Here is a 16146-nt window from a genome sequence, read left to right on the forward strand (position 1 = left end):
TTTATTTCAAGGTCATTTTTATTTTCTCAGCGACAGTATCGATAATACTAAAGGCATTAGTAGCATGAGGAATACTATCAGAACTCCATATATTACTAACACCTAACTCGTTAAGTTGCTTTATTGCACTATCAACAAAAAATGCATGGGTCACAATGATTGAGATACTTCTTGGCTTTTGATGCTGAAGTTGGATCACCGCCTGTATTAGTGTTTTACCTGTCCGGCAATATCATCAACAATAATGAGATCTTGTCCTGCTAAATCTAATGATATGTTTTTTTCACTGGTATTGTCTGAAAAACTGACTTTCACCTGTGTATCACTGTATCGTTCTTTTGTGGCTATGGTATACATCCAACGGTGCGGGGCAGCAATAGCTTTAACCCATTGTTGAGACTCTTCATCAGGTCCAATAATAATAGGTTGAGTGAATTTTTGCTTTATAAAATCACTGATAGCGAGGGTGGCATTCAATGTGACGGCTTCACTATTGGGGATTGCTTCGCCTAAATTATTAATGCGATGTAAATGCGGATCCACTGTGATAACTCGATCGAAATATTCGCTTAGTAATTTACCAATAATTTTCTGGCTAATCGCTTCCCCGGTATGAAAGGCTTTGTCTTGGCGCATATAGCATAAGTAGGGTGCAACTAAAGTAATATGTTTAACCCCTTGGTTTTTCGCAGCCGCAGCCGTTATTATCAGCTCAATTAATTTATTATTTGGTTGATGTAAACTACGACAAATAATTACTTTCTGTGGTAATGAGGGGGGTAAGGTGACTTTTGTTTCACCGTCTGGAAATTGATGTAAGTTAACTACCTTCATTGGAAGAGTTAAGTCATTCGCAAGCTTTTCAGCTTGAGGTAAATAGTCGTCAAAACCTAGTAGCAATGTCATGTTAGTTCCCGTTTATTGTTGAGCGCTAAATTAGTAAAATGAGATAAGCTAGATATAATAATGTGCGTTATTAGAGGGCGCTTTTGCGTTAATAGTATAAACATTGCCTTCATCAGCGAGTTTCTTAGCAAATTCAAGTTCACTTTTATAACAAGCGTAGATAGTAAATAACGTATCACCTTTATTTACGTGATCCCCTACTTTTTTTGATAAATCAATACCCGCACATTTGTCTCTAGGTGCACCGGCTAAGTCGGCTATATTGGCTATTTTTAAGTTATCTATTGTATGTATATAGCCATTTGTATACGCGATAACTTCATATTGTAAAGGTGGTTGATTCTCGTGTTTTTTCTGTTCGCCCTGCGCTAATATAATAGCCTGCATTTTATCAAAAGCCCGTCCAGATTCGAGTATGTCGCGCGCTGTAGCATAACCTTGGCCGCCTCTTACATCAGGATCAAATTCTAATATACGACCGGCCAAGCGCAGTGATTTTTCACGCAAATCAGCAGGTGCGTCAATGTGGTTACTTAACACTTGTAACACGTCTCTTGCTTCCAATACTGGACCAATACCATTGCCTATTGGTTGAGATCCATCAGTGAAAACCACTTCAATATGTAAAGCAAACAGGTCACCAATATATTCAAAGAGTTTTCTTAATTGTAATGCCTCCTGTTTATCATGAATTTTAGCAGAAGCACCAATAGGAATATCAATTAATAAGTGAGTGGAACCGGCTGCAATTTTTTTTGATAAAATGGAGGCGACTAATTGGCCCGTAGAGTCCATTGATAAAGGGCGTTCCACGGAAATTAAAATGTCATCAACTGGCGCTAGTTTTGCTGTTCCGCCCCAAGAAAGCATACCGCGGTGAGACTGAACAATTTTTTTCATTTTTTCTAGGGAAAGTTCAACTTTTGCCAATACTTCCATTGTATCAGCTGTGCCTCTTGGGGGAAGTGATTGCTCGACTAGACGTTTTTGGCATTAGCATTCCATGCGCTGCGACAATTGGCATGACAATCATCGTTGTACGATTTCCAGGTATTCCGCCAATGCAGTGTTTGTCTACCACAATAGGCTCCCCCCAATTAAGAGTTTTCCCAGAATTAACCATGGCTTTTGTTAAAAAGAATATTTCTTCACGTTCTAATCCATTATGACTACAGGCGACTAAAAATGCCGCTATTTCCATTTTTGAATAACGATTTTCTAAAATATCTTGGCAAATAAGATGATATTCATTTTCACTGAGGCTTTCACCGGCAATTTTTTTATGAACAGCTTTAAGTGATATAGGGGGCTTGGCCGGTGCAATGTAAACTTTGATGCCCTCCGGTTGTCCTAACTGCTTAAAAGCTTGAGTGCTTAACCCTAATTCGTCTATATCGACTATGGCAGTATCATCGACAATGTTTAAAACAGCTAATACAGGCGAGCCATTTCCTCTAATGTAAATTTCTATTTTCATTAATGCTTGAAAACCTTCTGTACGATACAAAGGACAGTTTCGATGTAAATAAACAACATTTTCTTTAAAAGTATCTATGGCAACAGATTTAAGTTTAAGCATAGGTTATTCATCCTAATTCATGGGCTATTACGTTACTTGGTAAAACACGGTACAGAAATTCCGTACCTATTTTGAATAGTGTAAACAAAAAAAATCGCAACTAGGTTAATGTAGATCATATCGTATGTAATATTATAGAGGTTTGGGTATATTTAATATAATTGGTGTAATAAAAAAGCCAACAGTTTAAGACTATTGGCTTTGTGTTTAGCGGAGAAATATTTATCTTAACTTTTAATCTACGCCGATGTTCTTATTCAGCTAAACGTAATAATTCATTAATGCCAGTCTTTTCACGAGTTTTCGCATCAACTTTTTTAACAATAATTGCAGCATACAAACTATATTTACCACATTTTGATGGTAAGTTACCGGGAACTACAACCGAACCTGCGGGTACACGACCGTAATGTATTTCACCTGTTTCGCGGTCATAAATACGGGTACTTTGACCAATGTATACCCCCATTGAAATAACAGCACCTTCTTCTATTACAACCCCTTCTACTATTTCTGAACGTGCGCCAATAAAGCAATTATCTTCGATAATTGTTGGGCCAGCTTGTAATGGCTCTAATACGCCACCTATTCCTACGCCACCAGACAAATGTACATTTTTACCTATTTGAGCACACGAGCCAACGGTTGCCCAACCATCAACCATACAGCCTTCATCAACAAATGCCCCTATATTTACAAAGCTAGGCATCACTACAACATTTTTACCAATAAAGCTGCCGGTACGTACTGAGGCTCCAGGAACAACACGCACACCGTCTGCTTCAAACATTTCTTGGGTGTAATCGCTATATTTCATGGGGACTTTGTCAAAAAAAGTACTTTCGGCCCCATCAATCACTTGGTTGTCCCAAATGCGAAATGATAATAATACAGCCTTTTTAAGCCATTGATGTACATGCCATTGGCCCGCTATTTTTTCTGCAACACGTGCAGAGCCATTATTGAGTGCTGCTATTGAAGCTAGTACAGCAGTTTTGACTTCATCAGAGACGGTTGCAGGGCTAATATTTGCTCTGTTTTCAAAAGCTTGCTCAATTGTACTTTCTAAGGCGGTTAAATCAGTCATTTATAAATTCCTATTACTTATTTCAAATTGTTTAATCTATTTCTTGGGTTAGTTTATCAGCGAGTTGTTGTTTTTCTAGTTCTGTTAATGCTGCGTTTTCATTGGTTGAAATAGTGAAAACATCATCGGCTTTTTCGCCAAAAGTGGTTATTTTTGCTGAATGTATACTAATATTAAGTTGTTGAAATACCTGGGCAATATTACCCAGTAACCCGGGTCTATCTAAGGCAATAATTTCAATCATCGTTTTCGTTTTGGAGCTGATTTTGATAAAACTTGCCCTTAGTGGAAAGTTAAATTGTTTCACTTCTCTACGCGCCGGTTGCAGCGGAATATCACATAGGTTGTCTTGTTTCAGTTTCGTACTTAAAGCGTTAGCAATTTCACTCGTTTGATAACTTTCTTTAAGGGCTTTGCCACGAGAATCAAGAATAATAAACGTATTAACGGTATAACCTGTTTTCGTGGTAATTATTTTTGCATCATGGATCGACAGCCTTTTACTACCTAATAACTCAACAATAGTGGCAAAAGTATTCACTTTTTCTTTAGCGAAAACAAAAACTTCAGTTCCCCCTCGATAGGGTTTAGGGCTGATAATTACCAGTGGTTCTTCTCTGTTATGACCGATTATACGTTGACAGTGTCTGGCTATTTGCTCTGGAGAATAACGTAAAAAGTAGTCAGCTCTAAATTCTTTCCATAAGGAATTAAGCACATTTTCGTCAACTTGAGTTTCAACTAAAATATCCCTTGCTTGCTGTTGATTTTCCCGAATTTTAGAGCGAGTTTCTACAGGTTTTGATAATCCACGACGTAATGCTCTTAATGTATTGAAATACAGATCATTTAATAGATTTGCTTTCGGCTATTCCATAAGCTTTCGTTCGTGGCTCGCATGTCGGCGACGGTTAAACAGTATAAGTAATCTAAATGTGCTTCATCGCGTACAATATTACTAAAAGCACGAATAACATTTTCATCATTAATGTCGCGTCGTTGTGCGGTTACTGACATAAGTAAATGTTTTTCTACCAACCAAGACACCATTTTGCTGTCGTGATTGCTCATTTTATGTGATTGACAAAAAAACAAGGCGTCTACAGCGCCGAGTTTTGCATGATCTCCACCTCGGCCTTTACCAATATCATGAAAAATTCCCGCTAAGTATAAAACTTCAGGCTTACGAATTTTCTGCATTATTTTACTGCATAAAGGGTATTTATGGTTGTGTTCTTTTTGGCTAAATTGATATAGGTTTTTAACTACGCGGAAACTGTGTTCATCAACAGAGTATGCATGAAATAAATCAAACTGCATTTGACCGACAATATTACGCCATAATGGCAGGTACGAGCCAATAATTCCATACCTATGCATTAAATTGAATGCTAAACCTAAACCGCGAGGATGCTTAATAATGGCCATAAATATTTGACGACATTGTTCATAGTCTATTAAACCTGAAATCAAGCGTCGTCTTGCATTTCGCATTAATCTGAGTGTATGAGAATGAATCCCTTTAATTTCAGGTTGTTGAGCAATAATTAAGAACATTTCGATCATTTTGACAGGTCGCATAAAAATTCTGTCATTGGTGGTATTAATCAATGTATCCACCAATTCAAAATCCTGATTGATCATTTTACTATTAGCTTGTTCTGGATCTTGAATTATTTCTTGTTTAAAGCGTTGCAATAAAATGGTATTTAGCTCGGCAACGCGTGCAATAATGCGAAAAAAACGCTTCATCATACGTTCTACTGGGGCTTTACCTTCATCGCCAAACCCCATCATTTTGGCCACATCGGTTTGATAGTCGAACAACAAACGGTTTTCGCTTCGTTTAGCAACAAAGTGCAAAGCAAAGCGCATTCGCCATAAATAATCTTGTGCTTCAATAAGCTCGGCTAATTCATTTGGATAAAGATAATTATGTTCTACTAACTCTTCTAAAGAATCTGCCAAAAAATGACGTTTTGCAACCCAAGCAATGGTTTGAATATCACGTAATCCCCCTGGGCTAGCTTTTAAATTTGGCTCTAACGTGTATGCGGCACCATGGTATTGCAAATGTCTTTTTGCTTGTTCTTTTCGTTTGGCTATAAAGAATTTTTCTGACGTCCAAAATACATCTTCATTGATCAAAGGCAGTAATTGTTGCGTTAATATCTCATTCCCGGTAATTTGCCGTAGTTCCATTAAGTTGGTTGCAACGGTTACATCATCGATCGCTTGCTTAATACATTCTTTAATAGAACGTACACTGTGACCAATATCAAGTTTTATATCCCAAAGTTGCGTGATAAAACTGGAGATTTTTTCTTCTAATTCTAAATCAATTTCCGTTTGAGTTAATATTAAAATATCAATATCTGAAAAAGGGTGAAGTTCACCACGTCCATAACCACCAACAGCAACTAAGCCGATTTGAAATTCATCAAGATGATGTTGACACCATAATTTAGTTAATATGGCATCAACAAATACGGCACGAGCTATTAATAAGTCTTTAACATCATTATCGGCAAAGGCACTATTAAGCCATTCATGAAAGCTTAGCGTTAATTGGCAAATATCTTTACTTGATAAAATATCGGTTGTAATAGCTAAGCTATTAATAAACGTTTCTGGGATTATGTCACTTTGTATAGGGTGATTATTCACGTATGTACCTATGTCGTTATTTGATGAATTTAAGTCGTTTTAATTGTGAAGAATTCGACTTATGGTTTCTTCTTTACGTAAGGTTAAAATTTCACAGCCTGTTTTTGTCACGACTAAGGTATGCTCCCACTGCGCTGATTTTTTGCCATCACTAGTGTACACGGTCCAGTTATCTTCTTTGTCTAATACCGTGTTGGCTTTACCTAAGTTAATCATGGGTTCAATGGTGAAACACATTCCTTCAACCATCTTAGTTTTATCATGGTTTTTGTAATGAACAATCTGTGGTTCTTCATGAAATTCTACACCAATTCCGTGTCCACAATAGTCTTTAACAATTGAGTAACGTCCTTTACTTTTGATAAATTTTTGAATAGCAGAACCAATTTCACCAAAGGTAGCGCCAGGTTTTACTTTTTTTAGACCAATATATAATGACTCTTGTGCTAAACGACATAATCGGCTGTCTTCAGGAGAAACATCACCTATAAGAAACATTTTACTGGTATCACCATGATAACCGTCTTTAATCACGGTAATATCAAGATTGATGATATCGCCATTTTTTAATACGGTATCATCAGGAATACCATGACAAACAACATGGTTGACGGAGGTGCAAATAGACTTTGGAAAATGGTGATAATTTAGTGGAGCAGAAATAGCTTCTTGTACTTTTTCAGTGTAATCGGCACATAAAGTATTTAACTCATCTGTTGTGACACCTGCTTTTACATAAGGAGCAATCATCTCTAAAACATCACAAGCTAGTTGCTTGACTATGCGCATTTTCGCTATTTCATCTTGGCTTTTAATTGGTATGGACATACTGTTCTCTTACTCGTTATTAGTGTTTAGGTGTATTTATTCAATTCTAACTGTACCGCTTCAACAATCGCCTTAGGCTCTGATAAATAGAAGTTATGATTCAAAAGTATTAACTGATCATCAATGGCTAACAACAGTGCCGGTATGGCTTCGGTGTTTATTAGATCTTGCAATGCATAGATTTCTTCTAATTGCATCATTGCGTCTTTGCTGAGTTTATCACTTTTGAATACTTTTGTAGGGGGCGATAATTTTAGGTCAGCGATTGTTGTTGCTAATTCTGATGGATGCGTTATTGGATTACCTTGCTCAAAATGTGCTTTTTGTAGTGCATTTAATAATGGTAATGCTAAATTTGGCGTCTTATGTTGTGCCCATGTCATTAAATTAGCCGCTAAAATTGAATTTTTATTTTGTTCAAGTAGTTTCAGATAAGGACTTGAAAAATGAATGTTGGCTTGTTGCTCAACCGCTTTAATTTCATTCAACTTATTCTGAGTTGGCTCATCGTGCTTGCCGTCAAAAAAGGCAGTATGCCATAAATTTAGCGTTATATCAGGAAAGGCATTGTGTATTTCGTTTACAAGCTTCGTTGCAACATAACTCCAAGGGCAGTGGCTATCATATAGAAAGAATAGTTGTGCAGGTACTTTGTGTGTTGTCATTTTTTACCTAAAATCGTTTGTTTGAGCACATTAGTTAGCCCAATAATTACTAATTTTACCGTGATAAGTTGAATTATCCCAGTGAAATTTTTTCTGGTTAAAATTGTCATTTTGTGGTATAAAATGCCGCGCTGAAATCTAAGTGATTATTTATCTATTTGTTATTCAGTTAACAACTGATAAATGATGCTTATTTCTACGGCAATTAAACAGGTCAATGTTTGCGAAGAAGCAACTTGATTATATTATAAACTCACATACATCTAGTAAAGGTATACCGGGGTGCTCAGCTGAATCATACCTTGTTGTTATTATATCAAATAACACAAGAATACAGCGAATAGAGTCGTGTATATTGGGTGTATGAACGCTTAACCCCATAAAGGAAAATACAATGTCAAACGTTTCAATGCGCGATATGCTTAAAGCCGGTGTTCATTTTGGTCACAAAACTCGTTACTGGAATCCAAAAATGAAACCGTTCATTTTTGGTGCTCGTGATAAAGTTCATATCATCAACTTAGAACAAACTGTACCTATGTTTAATGAAGCACTTGCTTTTATTAACAATGTTTCTTCTAAAAAAGGTAAAGTTCTATTTGTTGGTACTAAACGTGCCGCAAGCGATGCTATCAAAGAAGCAGCCATTAAATCTGATCAGTTTTTTGTTAATCACCGTTGGTTAGGTGGTATGTTGACTAACTGGAAAACAGTACGTCAATCAATCAAACGTTTAAAAGATCTTGAGTCACAAAGCACTGATGGTACTTTTGAAGCTTTAACTAAAAAAGAAGCGTTAATGCGTACTCGTGAAATGGAAAAGCTTGATAAAAGCTTGGGTGGTATTAAAAACATGGGTGGTTTACCTGATGCTATTTTTATCATTGATGCCGATCACGAACATATTGCGATTAAAGAAGCAAACAACCTTGGTATCCCAGTAATTTCTGTTGTTGATACTAACTCAAACCCAGATAACATTGATTACATTGTTCCTGGTAACGATGATGCAATCCGTGCAGTAACTTTATACTGTGACGCTGTTGCTAATGCAGTGCTTGCCTTTGGTCGTGAAAAAAACATCGTAGTACAAGCTGAAAAAGACGGTTTTGTTGAAACTGAATAATTACCTTTTTATTATTAAATAAATAAAACGTAATTAAGCAAAACATTTCGTTTATCATAAAAGCATTGAAATAACATATTATTTATTCTTTGCTTTTATGACACCTAATTTACTATTTATTCCCGTGATTATACTGTTGGCGAGTTTCATTACTTAAACAGCCATATGGGGATAACTGAAAACAGAGGAATTAACTCATGGCAATTACTGCTGCAATGGTTAAAGAACTTCGTGAACGCACAGCTGCGGGCATGATGGATTGTAAAAATGCGTTACAAGAAGCTGATGGCGACATGGAACTTGCGATTGAAAATATGCGTAAGAATGGTCAAGCAAAAGCAGCTAAAAAAGCAGGTAACATTGCTGCTGAAGGTGCTATTTTAATTAAAGATGCAAACGGTGTTGCTGCTTTAGTTGAAGTGAACTGTCAAACAGATTTCGTAGCAAAAGACGCTAACTTCTTAGCTTTTGCTAATGAAGTATTAGACGCTGCATTAGCAGCTAAATCTACAATTGAAACGCTTCAAGCACAATTTGAAGAAAAACGTATCGCGTTAGTAACTAAAATTGGTGAAAACATCAATGTACGTCGTGTTGAGTATGTTGAAGGTGCCGCGTTAGCTTCTTACCGTCATGGCGCAACTATTGGTGTTGTTGTTGCCGGCGAAGGTGATGCAGAATCACTTAAGCATATTGCAATGCATGTAGCAGCAAGTAAGCCTGAATATCTTTCTCCAGAAGATGTGCCTGCAGAAGTTGTTGAAAAAGAAAAAGCTATCCAAATTGATATCGCCATGAATGAAGGCAAGCCACAAGAGATTGCTGAAAAAATGGTAACTGGCCGTATGCGTAAATTTACGGGTGAAGTTTCATTAACAGGCCAAGCTTTCATTATGGAACCTAAGAAAACGGTAGGTGAAGTATTAAAAGAGAAAGGCATTACTATTTCTTCTTTTGTTCGCTTAGAAGTAGGTGAAGGTATTGAGAAGAAAGATGAAGATTTCGCTGCAGAAGTAGAAGCACAAATTGCCGCTGCTAAAGCTTAATTCTTCCTATTTGAACCGATAACATTGCTGCATTTGCTTTTCACTGAGTCACATATTGCATATGCGATCAAGATAAAAAAGCCCAAGCATCTTGTTATTTGCGCAACTAGTTAGAATTACAATAAAACGTCTACCTTGGTAGGCGTTTTTTTATGCGATTTTTTCATGGAAAACATTTAAATAGCATAATAAAAGGGAGTTTTTTCAGTTAAGGCTTTCTTGGATAAGCTAAACGTATTAAAATGTTCGCGGTCTTTTTGACCCTAGCCTTTTTTTTGCGAGCCAAATAGGAATTTTCTCACATGACTACTAATTCAAAACCATCTTATCGTCGTATTCTTCTTAAACTTAGTGGTGAAGCGCTTATGGGTGAAGAAGGCTTTGGTATTGATCCTAAAATTCTTGATCGCATGGCACAAGAAATTAAAGAATTAGTCGAAATGGATATTCAAGTCGGATTAGTTATCGGTGGCGGAAATTTGTTTCGTGGTCTTGGACTAGCCCAAGCCGGCATGAATCGTGTTGTTGGTGACCAAATGGGGATGTTAGCAACGGTAATGAACGGATTAGCAATGCGTGATGCGCTTCATCGTGCCTTTGTTAATACTCGCTTAATGTCAGCAATTGATTTAGCGGGTGTTTGTGAACGTTATAATTGGGCCAATGCTATCAGTTTATTAAAATCAGGCCGTGTTGTTATATTTTCAGCAGGTACAGGAAACCCTTTTTTCACCACTGATTCTGCGGCGTGCCTACGCGGTATTGAAATTGAAGCAGATGTTGTATTAAAAGCAACGAAAGTTGATGGCATTTATTCAGAAGATCCAGTGAAAAATCCAGAAGCTGAGCTATATAGTAAATTAACGTTTGATGAAGTATTAGACAAAGAATTAAAAGTAATGGATTTAGCCGCTTTTACCTTGGCTCGCGACCATAACATGCCTATTCGTGTCTTTAACATGAATAAACCTGGCGCACTTAAAGCTGTTATTATGGGACAGGAAGAAGGCACCGTAATTAGAAAGTCATAAACTGACTTTGTTTAAATAACCTAACTCAGGTTAAACACACCGCAAATATTCTATAGTTTGCGGTGTTGTATAAGATTTTGAATTTAACATTATTGATATAATTGTAGGAAGAAATACTGTGATAGACGAAATTATTGAAGATGCGCAAGATCGCATGGCAAAAAGCATAGAATCTCTAAAGAGCAGCTTAAATAAAATTAGAACAGGACGTGCGCATGCTTCACTATTAGATAATATTAGTGTTGAGTACTATGGTATGGAAACACCATTAAACCAAGTTGGCAATATTTCAGTGCCTGATGCTCGAAACCTTTCTGTTACTGTGTTTGATAAAGGGATGATTTCAGCAGTAGAAAAAGCGATCATGAAATCAGATCTTGGCTTGAATCCTCAATCAAATGGCACGCTTATACGTATTCCACTACCACCATTAACTGAAGAACGCCGTAAAGACTTAGTTAAAGTTGTTCGTGGTGAAGCAGAAGGCGGAAAAGTGGCTATTCGTAATATTCGTCGTGATGCTAATTCAGATTTTAAAAGCTTGTTGAAAGATAAAGAAATTAGTGAAGATGAACATCACCAAGCAGAAGATACAATTCAAAAAGTGACAGATACTTTTGTTAAACAAGTCGATGATATATTAGCTAAAAAAGAAGCTGAGTTGATGGAAATTTAAGTTGTTTCTGTAAATAAACGCCAGGGTATTGTTAATACATACTGGCGTTTTTGTTTGTTTAATAAAATTTGGTACGAAAGGATAGTTAGTGACTACTCATATAGTCTCACTAGATAAAGCACAAAAAATTCCTGCACATATTGCTATTATTATGGATGGTAATGGACGTTGGGCGCAAGCTCAGGGAAAAAGACGTGTTACAGGTCATAAAGCGGGCGTAGAGTCAGTACGTGCGGTTGTTAAAGGTGCGCGCAAAGCAGGGGTTAAAGCATTAACGTTATTTGCCTTTAGCAGTGAAAATTGGCAAAGACCCGAAAAAGAAGTTAGTGTATTGATGGATTTATTTATGTATGTGCTCACGAGAGAAGTGAAGCGTTTGCATAAAAATAATATTTGTTTTCAAGTGATTGGGGATGTAAGTCGTTTTTCTGATAAATTACAAAAAAGTATTAAAAAGTCAGAACAGCTAACTGCCAACAACGACGGTTTAATTTTATCAATAGCGGCTAATTATGGTGGTCGATGGGATATTGCTAACGCTGCTAAAATATTGGCGAGTCAAGTTAAAAATAGTGAAATATCTTTGGAAGACATTGATGAAAAATTACTTCATTCACAGACTTGTTTAGCCGAATTACCGGCGCTCGATTTATTGATTCGTACCGGTGGTGATTATCGTATTAGTAACTTTTTATTATGGCAAGCAGCCTATGCAGAATTATATTTTACCGATATTCTGTGGCCTGACTTTGATGAAGAACAGTTTGAGAAAGCAATAGATGTTTTTGACCAACGAGAACGTCGTTATGGTCAAACGGGTGAACAAGTTAAACAGGCAAAAGAATAATACCAGTTTCATTAATTAAGTGCTCTATTTTAACAAATAGAAATGAACACATAGTTAGTGGGATTGGTATAAGTAACTAAGTCAATTAAATTATAAAAACTAAGACTTGAATATTACTAAAATAAAAAGGATATACCTTGCTTAAATTACGAATTATTACAGCATTGATTTTAGCTCCTGCTGCAATTTCAGCTATTTTTTACTTACCCTTACAGTATTTTGCAGCCTTGTTGGTCGCTATTATTGGTATTGGTGCGTGGGAATGGGGTCCTTTAATGGGGTTTGATACAAAAAAACGAAGAATAGGTTTCGCAGCAACTACTATCATTTTGATTGCGGCTATTTGGTCAGTTATTTCCCCTACGGAGTTATGGATTACTGCAACCCAACTAGATGAATATGCATTAGCTTTACTCTGGTTAGCTGTTTGTTGGTGGATACTGTCAGCATTTTTAATGTTCTCTTATCCCAATGCCAGTAATTTTTGGGCTAAACATCGATCAATACGAGGGGTCTTTGGTTGGCTAACGTTAGTGCCAACATGGCTTGCTTTTATGGTAATTCGTACAAACGATTACCAAACAGACACATACCATGGTGCCCAATTACTTATGTTTTTATTTTTAATGGTCTGGAGTGCCGACATCGGTGCGTATTTTGTTGGTAAGGCTTTTGGGAAAAATAAATTGATGCCAAATGTTAGTCCAGGAAAAACTTTTGAAGGCTTTTTGGGTGGCGTTGTTTTTGCTTGTATATTAGTGGCAATTGCCGCTTATCAACTGTCATGGAATTCTGATCAAATTATTACAATTCTGTTAGTGACGGTATTAATTACAACAGTATCGGTTTTAGGTGATCTGAACGAAAGTATGTTCAAGCGTCAAGCGGGTATTAAAGACAGCGGCTCTATTTTACCAGGCCATGGTGGTATTCTAGATAGAATAGATAGTTTAACGGCTACCACTCCAATTTATGCTCTCTGTTACGTATTTTTTGGTTGGTAACATAAGTGATAGAATCAAAAATGCCTAATGCTTCGAGTATCAAGAACCTATGTATATTAGGTTCAACGGGATCTATTGGTCAAAGTACCTTAGAGGTGGTTCGTTTACACCCAGAGAAGTTTAATATTGTGAGTTTATCAGCTCATGCCAGTATAGAAAAAATTGTTGAGCAATGTATTGAATTTTGTCCTCAAACCGTTGTGATAGGCTCAGCACATGCTGCCCAAAAATTGTCATTGCGTTTACTTGAGGAAAACTTAAGTGCAATCCAAGTTAATTATGGTAGTGAAGCTTTGCTTGATATTGCTCATAACCCTGAATCTGATACTGTTATGGCCGCGATTGTTGGTGCTGCAGGACTTATGCCGACCTTAGCGGCTGTTAAAGCAGGTAAACGGGTTTTATTAGCAAATAAAGAAGCTTTAGTGACATCTGGTGCTATTTTTATTGAAGCAGTAAAACAATCAGGAGCCGAATTATTACCTATTGATAGCGAGCACAACGCTATATTTCAAAGTTTACCTTGGCAAGAACAAGCGCGAGTTGGGCATTGTCAATTGAACCAAAATGGCATTAGTAAGATACTTCTGACGGGCTCAGGTGGCCCTTTTCGCACTTGGGATTTTAGTGAACTTGAAACTGTAACACCGGCGCAGGCGTGTGCTCACCCAAATTGGGATATGGGCAGAAAAATTTCAGTCGATTCCGCCACTATGATGAATAAAGGGCTAGAATTGATTGAGGCTAAGTGGCTATTTAATGTAGACGTAGAAGACATTCAGGTTGTGCTGCATCCTCAAAGTACAATTCATTCTATGGTTCAATATATAGATGGTTCTGTTATTGCTCAAATGGGGAATCCTGACATGCGAACTCCTATTGCACATGCGTTAGCTTACCCTGAACGAATTGATTCAGGCGTAGCACCGTTAGACTTTTTTAGTACTGGATCTTTTGAGTTTCAAGCAGTAGATTTTAAGAAATATCCTAATTTGAAATTGGCAATAGAGGCATGTAAAAGTGGTCAGGGAGCTTGCACCGCACTGAATGCTGCTAATGAAATTGCAGTGCATGCTTTCTTAGACGAAAAAATTAAATTTAACGATATTTTTAAAATAAATGAAACTTCTGTGAAAAAATTTGTCTCAGAACAGGTAAGTAATATTAATGAGGTTATTTCCTTAGATACGCGTGCTAGAGAATTTGCTAAACAATTATTAGCGACTTTCTAGTTAAATTTTTATTGGCAAATTTAAGGATTAAAAAGAAAAATGTTTGAGTTTTTATGGAATTTAGCCTCTTTTGTTATAGCGCTAGGTATTTTAGTTACAGTCCATGAATATGGTCACTTTTGGGTGGCACGTAAAAATGGCGTAAAAGTAGAGCGCTTTTCAGTAGGTTTTGGCAAGGCACTATGGCGTAAAAAGGCTGCTGATGGTACTGAATATGTTGTCGCAATGATTCCACTTGGCGGCTATGTAAAGATGCTTGATGAACGTGTTGATGATGTGTCGGAGCAAGATAAAGATAAAACCTTCAATTCGAAGTCTATTTATCAACGCATTGCCATTATTGCGGCGGGACCCTTAGCTAACTTTGCTTTCGCGATATTTGCCTTTTATTTAATGTTTTTAATTGGTGTGCCAAGTATTAAGCCAATCATTGGTGATATTACTCCAGGATCAATAGCCGCTATTGCTCAAGTGCCTAACGATGCCGAGATTGTTGAGGTAGCAGGTAATCAAACACGTAATTGGCAAGACGTGAATTTGGCGCTAGTTGGTGAAATAGGCTCAGACTCTATCATTATAAAAGCTAAAGGTAATAATAGCCAATATGCCAAAAGCTACGAATTAACAACTAAAGATTGGGAGTTTTCACCCGAAAAACAATCATCGTTAACGAGCTTAGGTATTACGCCGTATCGACCAAAAGTATATAATGAATTAGCGCGTATTGGCAAAGATAGCCCCGCAGAAGAAGGTGGTTTACAAGCAGGTGACAAACTTATCGCTTTAAACAGTGAAACATTAGAAGAAGGGTGGCTTGATTTTTCAAAAAAAATAAAGCTTTACCCAAATCAAACGGTAACTATTACCGTTGAACGTCTTCGGAAAATTACAAGTATTAGAGATAACACCAAAAGGTGTTGAGCAAAATGGTAAATTGATTGGTTATTTAGGTGTTTCACCTAAAACTGATAGCCGGCCAGACGAGTATCAAATTAACATTAGTTATGGATTATTTTCTGCCGTAGGAGAAAGTATTAAACGTACATGGAATTTAGTTACGTTGAGTTTTGATATGATCGGAAAATTAATCACAGGTGATGTTTCCGTAAAAAATTTGAGTGGGCCAATTGCAATAGCGCAAGGAGCAGGTGACAGTGCAGGGTATGGTTTTGTATATTTTTTAGGCTTTTTGGCGCTAATTAGTATTAATTTAGGAATTATTAACCTTTTACCCTTACCAATACTTGATGGCGGACACTTACTCTATTATCTTATAGAGCTTTTGACAGGAAAACCGGTTCCTGAGAATGTCCAAGAAGTCGGATTTAAGTTTGGCGCTTTAGCTTTATTGCTATTAATGGGTATAGCATTGTTTAATGATTTTAGCCGGGTATTGAATTAAAAATACTTGATGGTGAGTGTTGTAGCTTTTGTCTTAATTAAAGCTTATAG

At 36.9% G+C, this 16146-nt stretch carries 16 protein-coding genes and 1 pseudogene; 8 read left to right on the forward strand and 9 right to left on the reverse strand.

Annotation, left to right across the window (positions count from 1 at the left end):
• Position 1 precedes the first annotated feature (1 nt).
• From L3081_RS08150 to L3081_RS08190, 9 genes are all read right to left on the reverse strand, one after another.
• Entirely contained in the window at positions 2-199 is a 198-nt protein-coding gene (locus tag L3081_RS08150) for a hypothetical protein (protein WP_242284787.1), read from the reverse strand.
• Between the two features lie 8 nt (positions 200-207).
• A complete protein-coding gene (gene prs, locus L3081_RS08155) occupies positions 208-906 on the reverse strand; it encodes a ribose-phosphate diphosphokinase (protein WP_242284788.1) in 699 nt (232 codons plus the stop codon).
• A 48-nt stretch (positions 907-954) separates the two neighbouring features.
• On the reverse strand, positions 955-1845 hold the full coding sequence (locus L3081_RS08160) for a hypothetical protein (RefSeq protein WP_242284790.1): 891 nt from the start codon (positions 1843-1845) through the stop codon (positions 955-957).
• Positions 1846-1849: 4 nt separating this feature from the next.
• Entirely contained in the window at positions 1850-2485 is a 636-nt protein-coding gene (locus tag L3081_RS08165) for a hypothetical protein (protein WP_242284793.1), read from the reverse strand.
• Between the two features lie 253 nt (positions 2486-2738).
• Positions 2739-3572, reverse strand: a complete 834-nt coding sequence (dapD, locus tag L3081_RS08170) for a 2,3,4,5-tetrahydropyridine-2,6-dicarboxylate N-succinyltransferase (RefSeq protein ID WP_242284794.1) — start codon at positions 3570-3572, stop codon at positions 2739-2741.
• Between the two features lie 31 nt (positions 3573-3603).
• Entirely contained in the window at positions 3604-4290 is a 687-nt protein-coding gene (locus L3081_RS28120; RefSeq protein ID WP_242284796.1) for an ACT domain-containing protein, read from the reverse strand.
• Between the two features lie 131 nt (positions 4291-4421).
• Positions 4422-6239 carry a [protein-PII] uridylyltransferase gene (glnD, locus tag L3081_RS08180; RefSeq protein WP_242284798.1) on the reverse strand — a complete coding sequence of 606 codons (1818 nt, stop codon included), beginning with the start codon at positions 6237-6239 and terminating at the stop codon, positions 4422-4424.
• 39 nt (positions 6240-6278) lie between these two features.
• On the reverse strand, positions 6279-7067 hold the full coding sequence (gene map / locus L3081_RS08185; RefSeq protein WP_242284800.1) for a type I methionyl aminopeptidase: 789 nt from the start codon (positions 7065-7067) through the stop codon (positions 6279-6281).
• Positions 7068-7093: 26 nt separating this feature from the next.
• On the reverse strand, positions 7094-7732 hold the full coding sequence (locus tag L3081_RS08190) for a DsbA family protein (protein WP_242284802.1): 639 nt from the start codon (positions 7730-7732) through the stop codon (positions 7094-7096).
• Positions 7733-8126: 394 nt separating this feature from the next.
• Here L3081_RS08190 and rpsB point away from each other — a divergent pair, with 394 nt between their 5' ends.
• The 8 genes and pseudogenes from rpsB (at position 8127) to rseP (ending at position 16096) form a co-directional block, all read left to right on the forward strand.
• Positions 8127-8858, forward strand: coding sequence for a 30S ribosomal protein S2 (gene rpsB, locus L3081_RS08195; protein ID WP_242284803.1), 732 nt, complete (start codon positions 8127-8129; stop codon positions 8856-8858).
• Positions 8859-9055: 197 nt separating this feature from the next.
• Positions 9056-9904 carry a translation elongation factor Ts gene (tsf, locus tag L3081_RS08200; RefSeq protein WP_242284805.1) on the forward strand — a complete coding sequence of 283 codons (849 nt, stop codon included), beginning with the start codon at positions 9056-9058 and terminating at the stop codon, positions 9902-9904.
• Between the two features lie 302 nt (positions 9905-10206).
• A complete protein-coding gene (pyrH, locus tag L3081_RS08205; RefSeq protein WP_242284808.1) occupies positions 10207-10935 on the forward strand; it encodes a UMP kinase in 729 nt (242 codons plus the stop codon).
• Positions 10936-11053: 118 nt separating this feature from the next.
• Positions 11054-11611: a ribosome recycling factor gene (gene frr / locus L3081_RS08210; RefSeq protein WP_242284809.1), complete on the forward strand. Its 558-nt coding sequence runs from the start codon at positions 11054-11056 to the stop codon at positions 11609-11611.
• A gap of 88 nt (positions 11612-11699) precedes the next feature.
• Positions 11700-12458 (forward strand): polyprenyl diphosphate synthase, encoded by a 759-nt coding sequence (uppS, locus tag L3081_RS08215; RefSeq protein ID WP_338027184.1) that lies wholly within the window; start codon positions 11700-11702, stop codon positions 12456-12458.
• A 137-nt stretch (positions 12459-12595) separates the two neighbouring features.
• A complete protein-coding gene (locus L3081_RS08220; RefSeq protein WP_242284811.1) occupies positions 12596-13462 on the forward strand; it encodes a phosphatidate cytidylyltransferase in 867 nt (288 codons plus the stop codon).
• 38 nt (positions 13463-13500) lie between these two features.
• Positions 13501-14694: a 1-deoxy-D-xylulose-5-phosphate reductoisomerase gene (ispC, locus tag L3081_RS08225; protein WP_242285680.1), complete on the forward strand. Its 1194-nt coding sequence runs from the start codon at positions 13501-13503 to the stop codon at positions 14692-14694.
• Between the two features lie 39 nt (positions 14695-14733).
• Positions 14734-16096, forward strand: a pseudogene (gene rseP / locus L3081_RS08230) (sigma E protease regulator RseP).
• Positions 16097-16146: the final 50 nt, after the last annotated feature.

The sequence above is a fragment of the Colwellia maritima genome, from assembly GCF_022669015.1.
Lineage (GTDB): Bacteria > Pseudomonadota > Gammaproteobacteria > Enterobacterales > Alteromonadaceae > Colwellia > Colwellia maritima.